We start from the raw sequence: 16,554 nt of genomic DNA, 5'->3' as shown, positions 1-16,554 counted from the left end.
TCATGTGGATTAAGCCCAACTCATCCAGATGCTCATGATTGGTGTAACCACGGTCCGTGGTGATGCCCTCAGCCTTTGAGCATCCAGGCAGTAACGATCGTCATTGTCGAGTTTGACTCCACCTCGCTTGCCGTCCTGCGCCATCGTTTGTGGACAACGGCCTATCGCCGATAAGCCGGACAAGCTCCAGCCCACACCCAGCAAGCCATTGCCTGCCTGGCTGTTGTAGCTCAAAGCTAATTTGGGTTCGATACCGCCAATACCGGGCGGAATAGTAATAGGGATGGTGTAGGTCGCGGCACCGCTCTCATTGACGCTGAATTGACCTAGGGTCGTCATCCCCGTTTGGGCAAAGGCATTTCCTGTGAACAGGACGAGTGCAAGCAGGCGCAGCATGGCTGCGCCTGTCAATGAGTGATGCATGTGGTGCTCTCCTATTACAAATACAGATGATGTAACTTGCTTATGCCGCTTGTCGAATACGTTCCCTGACTACGCGTAGTCTTTTTATTTTTCTGGCTTCTTTTGTAAGAATTTTACTTCAGCGCGCATTCTAACCATCCCGCCAGCCTATCCATATCCCATATTCTGGGGATTAGAAGCAATTAATGATGTAGATCTGAAAAAATCGAGATAACTGGATTGCAAGCTGAGATCAATCTGCGTGCGAGTACGACCTCAACGGTCTAGGTTATTCGCCCAATAGCCTGGATGCTATTTGATACGCTGCTTTTCCAGCTTGCGCGCCAGCGTCCGTCTATGCATGCCGAGGCGCCGTGCCGCTTCTGAAATATTGAAGTCGGTTTCAACCAATACTTCGTGTATGCGTTCCCATTCCAGCGTCTTAATTGAGGTCGAACGATTGCTTACTTCAATCTCGACGACGCCTGCCACGTGACCGAACGCCGCTTCAATATCATCCGTATTTGAAGGCTTGGCAAGGTACTGGCAAGCACCCAGTTTGATCGCTTCTACCGCCGTGTTGAGGCTGGCAAAACCGGTCAGCACCACGATCAGCATCGCCGGATCATGCTTGTGCAACATCTGTACACAAGCCAGGCCGGAGGTATTACCTTCCAGCTTGAGATCGACCACTGCATAACCGGGATTATGCTCACGCAGCAATGCGCTGGCGGCCTCCAGGTTGGCGGCCAACAGCACGGTATAGCCGCGCCGCTCAAAGGAACGGCCCAGCGTGCGGGCGAAAGCCGCGTCATCTTCAATGATCAGTAGTAAACGGTTATCAGCCGACATCTTCATCATCCTCGTCGAGACTGATAGCAGAGAGTGGCAAGGTCAGCTCTACTACCGCCCCGCCCTCTGCTCGGTTACGGGCGGCAACGGTGCCGCCCAATTTGCGTGCGACATTCACGACCAGGAATAAACCGAGGCCGCTGCCGGGCCGTCCCTTGGTCGATTGATAAGGCTTGCCTATCTGCGACAACATGCCAGGCGCGAAGCCGGGGCCGGCATCCGTAATCAGCAAGGTCAGCAAATCCTCCTTGCGCGATACCTCGAGGCTCAACCAGTGCGGCGATGCCTCGACCGCATTATCCAATACATTGCAAATCATTTGCTTGAGGACGGAATCAAACACCACCGGAATATCCTGCTCTATCCGGTTCTTGTATTCAAAGCTGGCAATCGCACGACTACTGCGCCACTCTTCGGCCAAATCATTGAGGAAGGTGCTGAGCGTGGTTTTTACCGACGACTCGCCACGCGCTTCACCAGCTGATAACAGGATGCTGCTGACGATGGCCTTGCAGCGTTGCAGCTGTGTTTCCATCTCGATGATTTCATCCTGTAATTCGGGATTATTACTGAACTCCGGCATGCGACGCCAGTCACCGAGAATCACCGACAAGGTCGCCAGCGGCGTCCCCAGTTCATGGGCAGCACCGGAAGCCAGCAAACCCATGCGGACGATGTTTTCCTCTTCCGCCGCACGCTTGCGCAAGTCCGCCAGTTGCGCATCGCCGGCGCGCAGATTGCGGTTGATCCGCGTGATGAAGAAGGCCAGCAGGATCGCATTCAACGCAAAGCAAATCAGCATGCCTTGCACATACATGCTGAAGAAACGGTATTCGTGATCGTAAGGCAGTGTCAACGGACTGGACAGGATGGACAATGCAACCAGGCAGGCACTGGTAATCGCGACGATGATCCAGGTTGACCATGCTTCCAGCAGCACCGCGCTGAGGATGACCTGCAACAGGTACAGGAAGATGAAAGGATTGGTAGTACCGCCGCTCAGGTAAAGCTGAGCCGTGAGGATGGCGACGTCAACCAGCAAGGCGAGGAATAATTCACTGTTGGAAACACTGGGACGCTCATGCCAGCGCAGGTGGCTGGCAATATTGAAGGCCACCAGGCACACCAGCACTTCCAGCATATGCCGTACCGGCAACTCGATGCCGAAGCCCAGGGTGACCACCGCTATCGTTGTAATTTGTCCGACGACGGCGATCCAGCGCAGTTGTATCAACTGCTGCATATTCTTGTGACCGACGGAGTTTTCGCCATCCGTGGTCGCCCAGCGTTCTTTTAACGCATCTTTACTCGCTGGAGCTTCGGTTTTTCCCAACATCTTCAGTTTCTCGGTCTATACGGTCGGCACTGGTGGCGCGCACTTTGCGCTCTTCACGCCGGAGCCAAAAAGCCGCGCCTGCCACCATCAAGGCAAGAGCATACCAAGTAAGTGCATAGACGAGATGGTTATTGTGAAATGAGATGACCGTTAAACCACCAACCGGCTCTGCTAGCGCCGGGTCTGTGGCAGGCTTGGCAACAACTGCCTTGCTCGCTTCCGCATCAATGAAATACGGCGCGACCGGTGCCAGCTTGAGCTGCGTTGCGATGGCTTGCACGTCACGCGAATACCAGCGATTGGCCGCTGGGTCGTTATGCCGCAGGAAGCCACCACCCGGTTCGCTGATCCGCAACAAGCCATTTACCGTCTGCACCTCATCCGGTGTGCCGACTGATGGCGTAGCGCGTTCGGGGATATAACCGCGGTTGATCAGGACGATATTGCCATCGCTCGTACGCAAGGGTGTTAACACCCAAAAACCGGCACCCAATTCAGTGACGGCCTGCACCTTGACCGACTGCTCATACAGATAGTTGCCACTGACGCTGACATGCCGGTACTCATCATTGGCCGCACTGATTTGCGGCCATTGTTCAGGTCCCGGTGCCGGTGTGGCCGCAGCATGCACCCGCTGTTCGACACGCTCGATCAGCGCCAGCTTCCATTGCAGGCGATACACCTGCCAGGTTCCCAACGCGACCAGCCCGGTGAACAGGACGAGCGCGATCACGGCCAGCACTGCCAGGAAGGTACGTGAACGAAAAAGCGGCCCGGCTTCCTTCGAAACCGAGCCGCTTGTCTGTACAGACTTATCAGTCATTACCGATGATTCATCTGATGGGTTGCTTCCGGCATCGTGGTCGATGAGGTGTGCAACTCATGTGTAGGATCGCTCAGGTGCGGCATCATGTTGTGGTTCATGTGGTACATGACCCAGATCGAACCAGCCAGCATGATCACGACAACCATGATCGTGAAGATCAGGCCCAACATCGACCAGCCACCTTCCGACTTGGTGTTCATGTGCAGGAAGTAAACCATGTGCACAACGATCTGAACTGCGGCAAAACCGAGGATGACGAATGCAGTCGTGCTGGAGCTGTCAAATACCTTGCCCATGACCAGCCAGAACGGAATCGCCGTCAAAATGACCGACAGGATGAAACCGATGGTGTAGCTTTTCAGGCTGCCGTGGGCATGACCGTCGTCGTGGCCATGACCATGGCCGTGGTCGGCGCCATGTGCGCCGTGTGCGTGATGATCGCTCATGGCAACACTCCCATCAGATAAACAAAGGTAAATACACCGATCCAGATCACATCCAGGAAGTGCCAGAACATCGACAGGCACATCAGGCGACGACCGTTTTCAGGAATCAAACCGTGGCGTTTCAACTGGAACATCAGGGTGATCAGCCAGACGATACCGAAGGTCACGTGCAAACCGTGGGTAGCAACCAGCGCAAAGAAGGAAGTCAGGAACGCGCTGCGTTGCGGGCCTGCACCTTCATGGATCAGGTGGCTGAATTCATACAGTTCCAGCGCCAGAAAGGCTGCGCCCAGCAAACCGGTGACAGCCAGCCAGATCATGGTGGCCTTCAGGCGTTTGCGTTGTGCTTCCAGCATTGCGAAGCCGTAGGTGATCGACGACAACAGCAGGAATGCTGTATTCGCCGCGACTAGTGGCAAGTCAAACAGTTCAGCACCGGTAGGACCGCCTGCGTAGTTGCGACCCAATACTGCATAGGTTGCGAACAGACACGCGAAAATCAGGCAGTCGCTCATCAGGTAGAGCCAGAAACCCAGCAAAGTGCCGTTTTCCGGATGATGCTCTTGCACGTAATAACGCGCGCTCGGGTCAGCGCTCAGAGCGCTCGAATTTGCGGTAATTTCAGACATGGCTTTCCAACAAGCGAGTGCGAAGATTTTCGGTACGGGCTACTTCTTCCGCCGGGATGTAATAATCGCGTTTGTAATTAAAGGTATGGATGATGATCGCTGCCAGCAAGACAACAAAGGTCACGCCAGCCAACAGCCACATTTGCCAGATCAGGCAGAAACCAATCGCTGCGCTGATCGCCGAAATGATGAAGCCTGCGCCGGTGTTCTTCGGCATATGGATCGCTGTGAAGCCTTCCAGCGGACGCTTGTAACCATTCTTCTTCATGTCAGCCCAGGTATCGTTATCGTGAACCTTAGGTGTGAACGCGAAGTTGTAGTCTGGTGGTGGCGACGAAGTCGACCATTCCAGCGTACGTCCATCCCATGGATCACCAGTCACATCGCGCAATTCATGACGACGGCGGAAGCTGACGTAGAACTGGATCAGCATCGAAGCGATACCCAGTGCAATCAGGACTGCACCGAACGCGGCAACCTGGAACCAGATTTGCAGCGATGGATCCTGGAATTGGCTCATACGACGGGTGACACCCATCAGGCCCAAAATGTACAGCGGCATGAAGGCCATCCAGAAACCGACGATCCAGAACCAGAACGAGCACTTACCCCAGAACACGTCGAGCTTGTAGCCGAATGCTTTCGGGAACCAGTAGTTGATACCTGCAAACAGGCCGAACAACACACCACCGATAATCACGTTATGGAAGTGGGCGATCAGGAACAGGCTATTATGCAATACAAAGTCAGCTGGTGGTACTGCCAGCAAGACGCCGGTCATACCGCCGATCACGAAGGTGATCATGAAGCCGATGGTCCACATCATAGGCAGTTCGAAACGGATACGGCCACGATACATCGTGAACAACCAGTTGAAAATCTTCGCGCCGGTAGGGATCGAGATAATCATCGTGGTGATACCGAAGAAGGAGTTGACGCTGGCCCCTGAACCCATGGTGAAGAAGTGATGCAGCCACACCAGGTAAGACAGGATGGTAATAACCACGGTCGCGTACACCATCGAGGTGTAACCGAACAGACGCTTGGCCGAGAAGGTCGATACCACTTCCGAGAACACGCCGAACAATGGCAGGATCAGAATGTAAACTTCAGGATGTCCCCAGATCCAGATCAGGTTGACATACATCATCGCGTTGCCGCCCAGATCGTTCGTGAAGAAGTTGGTGTCGAGCACGCGATCCAGTGTCAGCATACCGAGTACTGCGGTCAGCACAGGGAAAGCTGCAACGATCAAAACGTTGGTGCACAGGGCAGTCCAGGTGAACACCGGCATCTTCATCATGTCCATGCCAGGCGCACGCATCTTGACGATGGTGACGATCAGGTTGACGCCCGACAGCAGCGTCCCGACCCCGGCAATCTGTAATGACCAGATGTAGTAATCAACCCCGACATCCGGACTCGCCAAAATACCCGACAGCGGCGGATATGCCAGCCAGCCGGTTTTCGCGAATTCACCAACGAACAGCGAAGCCATCACCAGGACGGCACCGAAGGTGGTCATCCAGAAGCTGAAGTTATTCAGGAATGGGAAAGCCACGTCACGCGCACCGATTTGCAGTGGCACTACGTAGTTCATCAAACCGGTCACCAGCGGCATCGCCACGAAGAAAATCATGATCACGCCGTGCGCGGTGAAAATCTGGTCGTAGTGATGGGGTGGCAGGAAGCCCGGATTGTCGCCAAAAGCAATCGCTTGCTGGGCACGCATCATCAATGCATCGGCAAAGCCGCGCATCAGCATGATCAAACCGAGGATCATGTACATGATGCCGATTTTCTTGTGGTCAATGCTGGTGATCCAGTCACGCCACAAAGTGCCCCACAGGCGGAAGTAAGTGATGCCACCGAGAACAGCGATGCCACCGAGGATAACCATTGCAAAGGTTACCAGCAGGATAGGCTCATGGAATGGAATCGCGTCCCAGCTCAGACGGCCGAAGATAAGCTTCGTCAGATCAGTATGGTCTTGCATTAGTTACTCTTCAATAAATTGGTGGACGGAGTGCATACCGCTGCATCGATTTCAGCCAGTACTGTCTTTTCGTCTCTGAGGAAATTCCGGGCTGCAGCCTGAACCTTCATGCGATTCGCATCTTCGTGCATGATTTTGTTCATGCAGACGGTGCCTTCGGCCACGCAGCGATTCAACACGGCGTGATACAGATCCGGCGCTACTTTGCCGAAGTGACGTACCGGCTCACGTTCGCTAGGCTGTTCCAGCTGGGTATATACCGCACGGTCCAGGGTCGAGCCGTTTTTCTTCGCATCCTTGACCCATTGGTCAAAGTCAGCCACATCCATGCCGTGATACTTGAAGCGCATGTGCGAGAAGCCTGCACCACTGAAGTTCGCGGAGAAACCGTCGAAAGTGCCCGGCTCATTGATAACTGCATTGAGCTGGGTTTCCATACCCGGCATTGCATAGATCTGGCCAGCCAGTGCAGGGATGTAGAAGGAGTTCATGACTGTCGATGCCGTGATCTTGAAGCGGATAGGCACGTCAACAGGTGTCGCCAATTCATTGATAGTCGCAATACCTTGTTCCGGATAGATGAACAACCACTTCCAGTCCAGCGCCACAACTTCAATCGTCAACGGCTCGGCAGCGGCCGAAATCGGACGATTCGCATCCAGGCGGTCGAGCGGACGGTATGGGTCCAGCTTATGGGTGCTGATCCAGGTAATCAGGCCCAATGCGATAATGATGAGCAGCGGAGCGCCCCAGATCACCAGTTCGAGTTGGGTCGAGTGATCCCAGTCCGGGTCGTATTTGGCTTCGGTGTTGCCCTTGCGATAGCGCCAGGCGAACAAGATCGTCAGGGCGATGACAGGAACAATAATCAACAACATAAGTAGCGTGGAAACAACGATCAGTTGTCCCTGCTGGGCGGCAATGTCACCTGATGGATTCAATACTACCCAGTCACATCCGGCCAGCAATGTGAGTGGTAATAGCATTAATCCGCGACGAGTTATCAAAGAAGTCATTCAATGCATTACGGAGGTTGGGAGATCGTGCTAATGTAATACAAACAGCGCGCGTTGCCGATTGGACGTTTTGTCCCACCCTACGGGTAAGGGACTTGTGGTGTGGGGCAGCGTCAGCGCGTTGATCAACATGATTGGAGACAAATTATGGCCACCACGTATGACACCGGACTTCCAGATGACTCCAAACTTGCCTCACCAGGTAATGGCCCCAGGCTGATCAACACTCGCGGCGGACATATCGCCCCCGGGGAAATTGCCATTGGTGTAGTGATTGGTCGCGCATCAGAGTATTTCGACTTCTTTGTCTATGCCATCGCCTCTGTGCTGGTATTCCCATCCGTATTCTTTCCATTTGCACAACCCCTCGAAGGCACGCTGTACTCATTCACCGTGTTCGCCTTTGCCTTCCTGGCGCGACCGCTGGGGACTGTTGCATTTATGGCAATTCAACGCAGGTTTAGCCGGGAAGCCAAGCTGACGCTGGCGCTGTTCCTGCTCGGCTTCTCTACTGCCGGTATCGCTTTCCTGCCAAGTTATGCGCAATTGGGCATGAGCGCCATCCTTTTCTTGTCTTTGTTGCGTATCGGTCAAGGTATCGCACTCGGCGGCTCATGGGATGGCCTGCCATCACTGTTGGCACTGAATGCACCGCAAAACCGTCGTGGCTGGTATGCGATGCTGGGACAACTGGGTGCTCCGGTCGGTTTCCTGATCGCGGCCGGACTGTTCTCTTTCCTGTTGTCCGAACTGTCGCGTGCCGACTTCCTCGACTGGGGCTGGCGCTATCCTTTCTATGTCGCCTTCGCGATTAACGTAGTTGCGCTGTTCGCCCGTCTGCGTCTGGTTTCCACGCCGGAGTACTCACGCCTGCTGGATGAACAAGAGCTGGAACCGGTCAGTGCTACTGAAATCGTGCAAAAACAAGGCCGCAACCTGATCATCGGCGCCTTGGCAGCATTAGCCAGCTATGCGCTGTTCCATCTGGTCACGGTATTCCCGCTGTCCTGGATTAGCCTCTATTCTGACCGTTCCATCAGTGCCTTCCTGCATGTACAAATGATGGGCGCGGCACTGGCGGCCGTTGGCGTCGTCATCTCCGGCCTGATTGCCGATCGTTTCGGCCGTCGCACCACGCTCGGTACGCTGGCTTGCCTGATCGCGATCTTCAGCGGTTTCGTGCCGATGTTGCTCAACGGCGGTACCCGTGGTGAAGACCTGTTCATCCTGATCGGCTTCGCGCTGCTCGGTTTGTCATATGGCCAGGCCGCTGGTGCGGTTTCGGCCAACTTCCATGCGAAATATCGCTACACCGGCGCTGCCCTCACCTCCGATCTGGCATGGCTGGTAGGTGCTGCCTTCGCACCACTGGTCGCACTCGGACTGTCGGCACACTTCGGCCTCGGTTATGTCAGCCTCTACCTGCTCTCCGGCGCGGTCGGCTCGCTGGCGGCCTTGAGCCTGAACCGGGCACTGGAAATCAGGAACTAGTATTTAGCTAAGGCACGAAAGTGCCGACAAATAAAAAAGGGCGGACATTTGTTTATGTCTGCCCTTTTTTATTAGTTTGTTGTTTTGCTTGGTATGGATGTAGTGAATAACGCTTAAATCAAAAAGGCTGTTGCTGTTTCCCGCTTTGACGCTGCCGTTTGTGCGAGGCAGAAAATGGAAAAAGAAGTGGACGTTGTCTGAGCGAAGCGAGTTTCGTCCGCTTCCCATTTTTTGTCTTGCACAAACGGGGACCCCGAAGGGGCTGCGGCTTCGCGGTCGCCTTTCTTTGCTTACTTTCTTTGGCGAAGCAAAGAAAGTGAGTGGCCGCCGGGCCACCCCCGGCATACCAAGTCTCTTCGGAGAAAGAGCAGCATTACTAACAACAAACCGAAACACGAACAAAAAATGTCCTCCGGTCAAAAACCGGAGGGCATTCTTATCCTTACATCCTCAGTTTTTCGTATCGTCACCAGCACTGATAAAGCGCTTCCGCATAGGCAGCAATACAAACTTGGCTGCAATACCAGCCCCTATCGTCACCACCGCCGCAAGTATGAACACACGGTTCCAGTTGCCACCCGCAGCCAGCACCGATGCCAACGGCACCATCAGCGCCGCCACACCTTTCGCGGTATATAAAGTACCGGCATTCGCGGTCGCATATTTGCTACCGAAGGTATCACCGCAAATCGCAGGGAAAATCGAAAAAATCTCACCCCAGAACATGAAAATCAAAGCAGCAAAGAGAATGAACAGATATGGATTGTGGCCATACTGCATCAAGCCCAGCAAGGCCAGGCCCTCGCCTATGAACACAATGAACATGGTGTTTTCACGACCGATTTTGTCCGAAATGAAACCACACAAAGGACGCGTCAAACCATTCGCCACATTATCAATGGAGAGCGCCAGCGTGAGCAAAGGCAGGGTCACGCCAAACATCGTCATCGGTGTGGAACTGATACCGAAGTCATGTGCTATCGGCCCCAATTGCGCAGTCGCCATCACACCGCCCGCTGCGACCAGCACATAGATCACATAAATTAACCAAAACACCGGCTTGGTCAGCATTTGGCGTGTGGTGTAATCAACCTTCGATACGTTGGCTACTTTACTTTGCGCGTGTTTGGGAGCCACAGGCCGCACCAGCAACAGCGCCAGAATGAAGATCGCCACGCCCTGAATGATGCCGAAAGTCAGGAAGGTCTTTTCGTAACCGGCGCTACCTATCATGTTCGCGATAGGAATCACGGTCACCGCGGCACCTGCGCCAAACCCCGCTGCCGTGAGGCCGGCGGCCAGGCCGCGTCGGTCCGGAAACCACTTCAGCGCGTTGCCGACGCAAGTACCGTAGACGCAGCCGGCACCGATACCCGAGACTACCGCCGCTGCATACAGCATGGTGAGGGAATCGGCATAGCTATTCATGATCCAGCCGAGGCCGGCAAAGATGGCTCCACCGGCCACAACCGGGCGCGGACCAAATTTATCGCCGAGCCAGCCTTCAATCGGCACCAGCCAGGTTTCAATCACAATGAAAATGGAAAATGCGAGCTGGATGGAAGCAGTACCCCAATGATGCTTGCTCTCCATGGGTTCCACAAAGAGCGTCCAGCCGTACTGCAGGTTGGCGACCAGCCCCATACACAAAATCCCGATGACCAGTTGCATCCAGCGATTCTTGTAGCCCTTGACCTGGTCGGAGTCCAAAGTAGCAGTGGGTGAATCAAGCGTATCCGTTTGAGCATTTGCCATTTTTATTACCTCTTGTAAGGGTTTTGAAATTTGCAGCGGCCGAACCTGGACTAGCCTGCCCTGAATAAATAGGGCATCTACGATCAATAAGATCGATTATTCAGAAATTAATTCAATCAACACTAGCGCCCAAGAACAGGCAAAGAGTATGCCCATCCAATATGACCAGCCGGTTAAGGCCCAAAAGTCAACGGCCGCAAATGCGGCCGTTGTTAAGAAAAGAGAGCGCTAAGCCTGTCCTGCTAGCCGAGCAACCATACCGCCCCCAGCAAGAGCGCCAGGCCGGTGGCGACCTTGCCCATCTGGACTGTCCGTTGTGGTGCATAAGTCAGCAACAGGACCAGCAGCAAGGCACCTGCCGTCATGGTGCCCAGGCATAACACCGAGCCGACGGTCCATCCCTGCAACTGGATGCTGATCGCATAAGTAGCCAGCAAAGCCAGCGTTCCCAGCATCCGGTACAAATTGCGTTCGCGCTGCTGCGGCTCCTTGCCGCGACCATGTATATCGGCGTAATGCCGATCCATGCCCAGGCTGAGCGCAGTCCAGCCACCATAAGACAGTGCCAGCGCTGCGATGAATCCAAACATGCTCATACCGCCTCCTGCATAGGGCGATCGCTATCGCCCCTTTCGCGCGCTTTTTCTACTGCTTTTGCCTTGGCTAGCGGTTTCTTCTGCGCCAGTCGTTTCGCCGCATAAATCAGGGACAAGCCAAAGCCGAGCGCAAATAAATCAAAGCCTGCCACCGCCCATGGGCCTTTGCCCTGCAACAGGGTCACGCCCAGATGTGAGTTGGTGGTAAATACATTCAACACCGGTATCAGCGCAAACAGCAAGCCGCCGGCGGTTAATTGCCACTGCCACATGCGACGATTCGGACGGATATGCGCGAGCACTGCCGCCGCGCCCCAGGCAATAAAGAACCAGCTGATTTCGGTTTCAATACGTTTTTCGATGCCGACCGCCAACAAGCGATTCGCCCAAAAATAAGCGGCCAACGCAATCGGCAGTCCGGCAATCGCGCCAATATTCAAACCGTCGACCAGGCGCAAGCCAAAGCCGACACGCCCGCCTTTAGCCAGTACCTTCGCGTAGCTCTGTCGCTTCTTGACCGCCCACAGCAAGGCACCGGTCGCCACCATCGCGCAGCCTGCCAGCCCGCACAGGAAAAACAAAGTCCGCAACAAGGGATTGGCGAAGTCGGCCACATGTAAACCATAGAGCACACCGCGTGCTTCGACCGCAGTACTCGTCTCATCACCTATAGAAGAAATGAAAGCACCGCTTACACCGTCAAACTGCATAGACTGGCGTGTATTCGACAACTTGGTTTCCGGTTCCCGCGTGACTTGAATGGTGGCATTCGCATCGCCCGGATTGTTGATTGTCACGCGACTGACCTGTCCGCCATTCCAGTGTTTTTCAGCCTGTACCAGCATCGGTCCGATCGGTGCCAGTGGCGCCGCCTTGTGGGCCGGCTTTTTATTTTCCGCCTGGCGGAAGGCTTCTGCGGTAAAGGCTTTTTCATCGCCCTTGTACGCCGATTGCACGCCGAACGGCATATACAAAAACATCAGCGTTACCAGCCCGGTATAGGTAATCATCAGGTGATACGGCAGGGCCAGTACCGCTACCGCGTTATGTGCATCCAGCCATGAACGCTGGCCCTTCTTCGGACGGAAGGTAAAGAAATCCTTGAAAATCCGTTTGTGTGTAATCACGCCGCTGACGATAGCCACCAGCATAAACATCGCACAGAAACCGATGATCCAGCGCGCCCATATCGCCGGCATGTAATGCAAATCGTAATGCAGGCGATAGATGAATTCACCACCGCGCGTTTCGCGTACCTCGGCCAGGCGTTCACCGGTAGCTGGATTCAACTGCGCGCGTTCGAGCTTGCCCCGGCCTTTTTTACCCGGTTCAGGCTGTCCGATCCAGGTCACGTTCAAAGCCTGGTTACGCTCGTCCGGCAAGGTAATAAACCAGCGCGATGCACCGGCCGCTTCTTTTTCCAGCATGCGCACTGCGTGGTCTATCGCCTGCGCCGCCGGCACCGGCGTCGCTGCCGCCGCATGCAATTCCGGCTTCATCCACAGCGTAATCTCGTCACGGAAATACGAAGCGGTTCCCGCCGTAAAAACCAGGAACAAGACCCAGCACACCAGCAAACCTGACCAGGTGTGCAACCATGCCATCGACTGGCGGAATCCTTCTTTCATACGAAACTCCGATGCACCAGCAAACCCAATCCGAGGATGGCAGCAGGCAATACGATACCAATCCAGGCGCGGAATGCACTACGCGCCGCGAACACCCACAACACGGCGCAGGTATAGACGGTAAAAGATAATAAAGTCGCCGTCAGCACGGCATCGATCCGCACCATAGGGAGGATGACCGCCAGCAAAGCAGTCGCCAGCGCCGTCACTGCGTAACCACCAAGGATGGCGGCTACGGCACGTGAGGCAACGCCCAGACGGTATTGCAATTCTTCGTTCAGTTTCATTTCTGCTGCTTATTTATTGGGAGCCTCTGCCGGCGTAGTCGGCAAGCCCTTGATACCGCTTGTTTGAGTCAAAGACAAAGTCGTCATGAAGTTCGTAAAATCGTAAGGCTTGCCGGCACGCTCTCCCGGCGTTTTATCTACATAACGCACTTCCAGCACATATGTACCCTGCCACGGCAAATCAAACTTCACTACACCTTGTTCATTCGTTGTCGCTTCCCTGGTCCAGCCGGATTGTGCAATCAAACCGACTTTCGTTTTGGCTTGTGGCTGGCCTTTATAAAAAACCTTGAATTCGCCTTGCTTGCCGTTTGGAATCAGGTCCAGGGTAAGTTTCGGGGCCAGCGCCGCCGTCGACGTCACCAGGCGCGCGCCCAATATTCTGGCAGAACGCACGGTAAGATCGCCATTTTTATATTCGGAAACAGGGAAATCCACGTCTTCGGTATAAATACTCTGGTTTTTCGCTGCACGTGCCGGCAGTACAAGTGCATTCTCCTTGCGGGTGAAGTTCAGGATTTTCTCCCCTTTCTCGTCGGCCAGGGTCGCACTTTTTTGCGTAATTTTATCCAGCAGGCCCGGGGAAGTTTCGCGCAGATTCCGGTCGAATTCGCCGAAGTACAAACTGGCGGCCTTGCTTGTTTGCTCCAGCCAAATCTGATGTGCGTGTGCCGCACCTGAAAACATCAGTGTCGAGAGTAAGGACAGAAGTACGAAATTTCTTTTCATGACAAGGGCTCCATTTGAATAATTAGAATTGATAAGCAACGATTTGTTTATTGGCCTTTACCAGGCAGTTCTCAAAGCCAGCATGACCGCACGTGGCTCACCATAAAAATTTTGACGACTAGGCAGGCTTACTTTTTCGTAATAGGTTTTATCGAACAAATTATTCACCGTCAGGCTCAGGCTGGTCGTCGGACTGATCTGGTAACCGACTTGTGCATTGACCACGGTATAAGCCGGCGCGTTGATACGTATGATGTTGTTACCGCTACCGCTGAGCGCATAGGTATCGCTGACCGCACGCAAACCGCCTGCCACGCTCCAGCGTTTGAATGCGCCATCACGCCATGTGTGTTTGGTCCACAAATTGACATTATGCTTAGGCGTACCCGGGCTAAAAATCTGCCCTATATCGCTCACCGCGGCTTTTAGGATTTTGGTATCGGTGTACGCATAGCCGGCGGTCAATTCCCAACCCGGTCGAATCTGTCCACTGATTTCAGCCTCAAGGCCCTGGCTTCTTACCTCACCACCGGCAATGGATGCGGTTGGCACGTTCGGATCCGCAATAGCACGATCATTATCAAGAATACGGAAAACCGCCAAATGAGTATTCAGGCGCTTGTTAAAAAACTCGCTCTTGATACCGAATTCGATTTGCGAGCCGGTGCGTGCAGGCAAGAGGTTCTTATTAACGTCGATTGCAGTCTGCGCCACAAACGTTTCCGCGTAACTGCCATATAGGGATGAATGGTCATTCAGCTCAAATATCGCCGCAGTGAGCGGAGTGAATTGTGGTTTTGGCTTTTGTACAGGCGCACTTACACCGGTAATCAGGTTACGGGATTCCGTTTCCCATCGACTGACACGTCCACCCAGCAAGAACGTCCATCTGTCCCATGGTTTGAGTTGTACCTGCCCATATAAACCGGCTTGAGTTTGATTCACTCCTGCGGTGTAAGGTCCGATATTCATGACTGGCAATGCCACGTTGTAATTCGGCTGGAATATATTCAAAGTACCGCCACCCGCCGCGCCGGTTGTGGTCGATGCAGTCTTGTCATCCTCTGTGCTGTAGCTCACACCGACCAATGCACGATGCGTGCGTCCACCCAATTCAAACGGTGTGGTGATATACGCATCGAGATTGCGGTTGGTCGTCGTACGTTCCGAAGCGGCACCTTGCAGGTTCATCAATCCGGTAAGCGGATTGGGGGCGCTATTACCACGCACACCATAATCATAGGTATAACGATCGACTTCGCGCGCCGAGAGTTTCATCAATCCCCCACCGCTGAGCCTGTGCTCCAGCTCGGCAAACATTTCACTCGTTTCCTGCTTTTGCGTGTTGCCGCTTCTGCCGGCAAAGGTCGAACGCGGCAGATCTATCAAAGTGCCGTTTGCATAGGTCGGCAAACCCAGGTCACGCACCGTATCCAGTTTTTGCTGGGATGCGCCCAAAGACAATGTGGTCTGTGGGCTCAAATCCATTTCGATCGTGCCGTAGGCTACGGTCTTATCGTTCTTGACGAGATCAACATAAGAGTCACGGTTATCGACTATACCGACGACCCGTGCACGTATCGCGCCCGATTCGACGAGCTTGCTGGTGACGTCAAATTCGCCGCGCCGCGCATCCCAGGAGCCCAGCATGACTGCGGCATTGCCCGCGAAATCAGCACGCGCACGTTTGCGCACCAGATTGATAGTGCCACCCGGCTCGCCTGCACCTTGCAACAAACCAGCCGGTCCACGCAATACCTCGATGCGGTCATACAGTGATGTATCCAATGCCGTCGTGTAATTGGTCGCCTGACTGATCGGCAGTCCATCAAGTTGAATCGATCCGATGGCGAAACCACGCGCCATAATATTGTTTGCATTGCCACCGCCATCAAAGCGCGTCACGGTCATACCTGTCGTCTGCTTCAGTACATCTTCAATCTTCGTGATGTTCTGATCATCCAGACGTTGGCGTGTCACCACGCTGATGGAGAAAGGTGTCTCTCTCACGGTTTGCGGGATCTTGGATCCGATAGTGACGGCCTGCGCCGCATACGAACCGGTATGTTCGCTACTGCCATCCGATACTGCAGTGACATGAACTGCCGGCAAAGTTGTAGTAGACGCATTGGATACACTATCGTTGTTTGCAGTATTTCCCTGCTGCGCATGCGCAACAGAAAACGGTACAGCCCAAGCCATACCAATGGCAAGCGCAATGGTTTTTCGATACAGCACAGTACTTCCCCTTCGGAACTTGCACTGGCTGACGAAAAGCTGGCTGATGCGGTTTTTATAAGAATGCGCTTATTTTAATAGATAATGATTCTCATTAACACTGATATTTGCATTTACTTGTAATAATCGAGATGGGGGTGACAATAGGATTTTCCTTTAAAGATCAAGGAATTGGCTGACTCAAAGACTTGCAATGAAGGAAATAAAAGATCGCGGGAACCGCTCTCTTGATAGAGGAAATCGGGGTTTAAAGCAGCTCGGTATGAGCCCTGCTCACAGGGCCAATCGCATTCACCGCCGGCGCACCGCGCGCCGGAAGATAGCTGC

General features: G+C 54.0%; 15 protein-coding genes. 1 reads left to right on the top strand and 14 read right to left on the bottom strand.

Translation table 11 applies throughout. The annotated features are described in order from the left end of the window. Nucleotides 1-9: 9 nt before the first annotated feature. The 8 genes from ACFQPC_RS00670 to cyoA all read right to left on the bottom strand — a co-directional run bounded on the left by ACFQPC_RS00670 (nucleotide 10) and on the right by cyoA (nucleotide 7,503). Nucleotides 10-423, bottom strand: a complete 414-nt coding sequence (locus tag ACFQPC_RS00670) for a SpvB/TcaC N-terminal domain-containing protein (protein WP_382269741.1) — start codon at nucleotides 421-423, stop codon at nucleotides 10-12. Nucleotides 424-714: 291 nt separating this feature from the next. Continuing rightward, the gene (locus ACFQPC_RS00665; protein WP_012080486.1) at nucleotides 715-1,254 is read right to left on the bottom strand and encodes a response regulator transcription factor; all 540 of its coding nucleotides are present in this window, start codon (nucleotides 1,252-1,254) and stop codon (nucleotides 715-717) included. After that, a complete protein-coding gene (locus ACFQPC_RS00660; protein ID WP_382269740.1) occupies nucleotides 1,244-2,590 on the bottom strand; it encodes an ATP-binding protein in 1,347 nt (448 codons plus the stop codon). The genes ACFQPC_RS00665 and ACFQPC_RS00660 overlap by 11 nt, the downstream gene beginning before the upstream one ends. Next, nucleotides 2,559-3,413: an SURF1 family protein gene (locus tag ACFQPC_RS00655; RefSeq protein ID WP_382269739.1), complete on the bottom strand. Its 855-nt coding sequence runs from the start codon at nucleotides 3,411-3,413 to the stop codon at nucleotides 2,559-2,561. Before ACFQPC_RS00655 ends, ACFQPC_RS00660 begins: the two co-directional genes overlap by 32 nt. Then, nucleotides 3,413-3,862 carry a cytochrome o ubiquinol oxidase subunit IV gene (cyoD, locus tag ACFQPC_RS00650; protein ID WP_012080489.1) on the bottom strand — a complete coding sequence of 150 codons (450 nt, stop codon included), beginning with the start codon at nucleotides 3,860-3,862 and terminating at the stop codon, nucleotides 3,413-3,415. Before cyoD ends, ACFQPC_RS00655 begins: the two co-directional genes overlap by 1 nt. Further along, nucleotides 3,859-4,491: a cytochrome o ubiquinol oxidase subunit III gene (cyoC, locus tag ACFQPC_RS00645; protein WP_382269738.1), complete on the bottom strand. Its 633-nt coding sequence runs from the start codon at nucleotides 4,489-4,491 to the stop codon at nucleotides 3,859-3,861. The genes cyoD and cyoC overlap by 4 nt, the downstream gene beginning before the upstream one ends. Beyond that, nucleotides 4,484-6,487 (bottom strand): cytochrome o ubiquinol oxidase subunit I, encoded by a 2,004-nt coding sequence (gene cyoB / locus ACFQPC_RS00640; protein WP_382269737.1) that lies wholly within the window; start codon nucleotides 6,485-6,487, stop codon nucleotides 4,484-4,486. The genes cyoC and cyoB overlap by 8 nt, the downstream gene beginning before the upstream one ends. Further along, on the bottom strand, nucleotides 6,487-7,503 hold the full coding sequence (gene cyoA / locus ACFQPC_RS00635; RefSeq protein WP_382269736.1) for a ubiquinol oxidase subunit II: 1,017 nt from the start codon (nucleotides 7,501-7,503) through the stop codon (nucleotides 6,487-6,489). Before cyoA ends, cyoB begins: the two co-directional genes overlap by 1 nt. A 147-nt stretch (nucleotides 7,504-7,650) precedes the next feature. Between cyoA and ACFQPC_RS00630 the strand changes: the two genes are divergently transcribed. Beyond that, a complete protein-coding gene (locus ACFQPC_RS00630; RefSeq protein ID WP_382269735.1) occupies nucleotides 7,651-8,994 on the top strand; it encodes an MFS transporter in 1,344 nt (447 codons plus the stop codon). A gap of 450 nt (nucleotides 8,995-9,444) precedes the next feature. Here ACFQPC_RS00630 and oxlT read toward each other — a convergent pair whose 3' ends face one another. The 6 genes from oxlT to ACFQPC_RS00600 form a co-directional block, all read right to left on the bottom strand. Then, the gene (gene oxlT, locus ACFQPC_RS00625) at nucleotides 9,445-10,665 is read right to left on the bottom strand and encodes an oxalate/formate MFS antiporter (protein WP_382271848.1); all 1,221 of its coding nucleotides are present in this window, start codon (nucleotides 10,663-10,665) and stop codon (nucleotides 9,445-9,447) included. A gap of 326 nt (nucleotides 10,666-10,991) precedes the next feature. After that, nucleotides 10,992-11,345, bottom strand: a complete 354-nt coding sequence (locus tag ACFQPC_RS00620) for a DUF3325 domain-containing protein (RefSeq protein ID WP_382269734.1) — start codon at nucleotides 11,343-11,345, stop codon at nucleotides 10,992-10,994. Further along, the gene (locus ACFQPC_RS00615; protein ID WP_382269733.1) at nucleotides 11,342-12,973 is read right to left on the bottom strand and encodes a PepSY-associated TM helix domain-containing protein; all 1,632 of its coding nucleotides are present in this window, start codon (nucleotides 12,971-12,973) and stop codon (nucleotides 11,342-11,344) included. The genes ACFQPC_RS00620 and ACFQPC_RS00615 overlap by 4 nt, the downstream gene beginning before the upstream one ends. Next, a complete protein-coding gene (locus ACFQPC_RS00610; RefSeq protein ID WP_382269732.1) occupies nucleotides 12,970-13,260 on the bottom strand; it encodes a DUF3649 domain-containing protein in 291 nt (96 codons plus the stop codon). Before ACFQPC_RS00610 ends, ACFQPC_RS00615 begins: the two co-directional genes overlap by 4 nt. 9 nt (nucleotides 13,261-13,269) lie before the next feature. After that, nucleotides 13,270-13,989: a DUF4198 domain-containing protein gene (locus ACFQPC_RS00605; protein WP_382269731.1), complete on the bottom strand. Its 720-nt coding sequence runs from the start codon at nucleotides 13,987-13,989 to the stop codon at nucleotides 13,270-13,272. Nucleotides 13,990-14,046: 57 nt separating this feature from the next. Further along, nucleotides 14,047-16,191, bottom strand: a complete 2,145-nt coding sequence (locus ACFQPC_RS00600) for a TonB-dependent siderophore receptor (RefSeq protein WP_382269730.1) — start codon at nucleotides 16,189-16,191, stop codon at nucleotides 14,047-14,049. Nucleotides 16,192-16,554: the final 363 nt, after the last annotated feature.

It is taken from the genome of Herminiimonas glaciei (assembly GCF_042664955.1).
In the GTDB taxonomy this organism is placed as follows: Bacteria; Pseudomonadota; Gammaproteobacteria; order Burkholderiales; family Burkholderiaceae_D; genus Oxalicibacterium; species Oxalicibacterium glaciei.
The sequence above is the reverse complement of the archived record's forward strand: the minus strand, read 5'-3'. Positions and strand labels throughout refer to the sequence as shown.

Excerpts from the sequence above, each read along its gene's own strand:
- ACFQPC_RS00670 (WP_382269741.1), bottom strand. The coding sequence starts at position 423 with ATGCATCACTCATTGACAGGCGCAGCCATGCTGCGCCTGCTTGCACTC.
- ACFQPC_RS00665 (WP_012080486.1), bottom strand. The coding sequence starts at position 1,254 with ATGTCGGCTGATAACCGTTTACTACTGATCATTGAAGATGACGCGGCT.
- ACFQPC_RS00660 (WP_382269740.1), bottom strand. The coding sequence starts at position 2,590 with ATGTTGGGAAAAACCGAAGCTCCAGCGAGTAAAGATGCGTTAAAAGAA.
- ACFQPC_RS00655 (WP_382269739.1), bottom strand. The coding sequence starts at position 3,413 with ATGACTGATAAGTCTGTACAGACAAGCGGCTCGGTTTCGAAGGAAGCC.
- cyoD (WP_012080489.1), bottom strand. The coding sequence starts at position 3,862 with ATGAGCGATCATCACGCACACGGCGCACATGGCGCCGACCACGGCCAT.
- cyoC (WP_382269738.1), bottom strand. The coding sequence starts at position 4,491 with ATGTCTGAAATTACCGCAAATTCGAGCGCTCTGAGCGCTGACCCGAGC.
- cyoB (WP_382269737.1), bottom strand. The coding sequence starts at position 6,487 with ATGCAAGACCATACTGATCTGACGAAGCTTATCTTCGGCCGTCTGAGC.
- cyoA (WP_382269736.1), bottom strand. The coding sequence starts at position 7,503 with ATGACTTCTTTGATAACTCGTCGCGGATTAATGCTATTACCACTCACA.
- ACFQPC_RS00630 (WP_382269735.1), top strand. The coding sequence starts at position 7,651 with ATGGCCACCACGTATGACACCGGACTTCCAGATGACTCCAAACTTGCC.
- oxlT (WP_382271848.1), bottom strand. The coding sequence starts at position 10,665 with ATGCAACTGGTCATCGGGATTTTGTGTATGGGGCTGGTCGCCAACCTG.
- ACFQPC_RS00620 (WP_382269734.1), bottom strand. The coding sequence starts at position 11,345 with ATGAGCATGTTTGGATTCATCGCAGCGCTGGCACTGTCTTATGGTGGC.
- ACFQPC_RS00615 (WP_382269733.1), bottom strand. The coding sequence starts at position 12,973 with ATGAAAGAAGGATTCCGCCAGTCGATGGCATGGTTGCACACCTGGTCA.
- ACFQPC_RS00610 (WP_382269732.1), bottom strand. The coding sequence starts at position 13,260 with ATGAAACTGAACGAAGAATTGCAATACCGTCTGGGCGTTGCCTCACGT.
- ACFQPC_RS00605 (WP_382269731.1), bottom strand. The coding sequence starts at position 13,989 with ATGAAAAGAAATTTCGTACTTCTGTCCTTACTCTCGACACTGATGTTT.
- ACFQPC_RS00600 (WP_382269730.1), bottom strand. The coding sequence starts at position 16,191 with ATGGCTTGGGCTGTACCGTTTTCTGTTGCGCATGCGCAGCAGGGAAAT.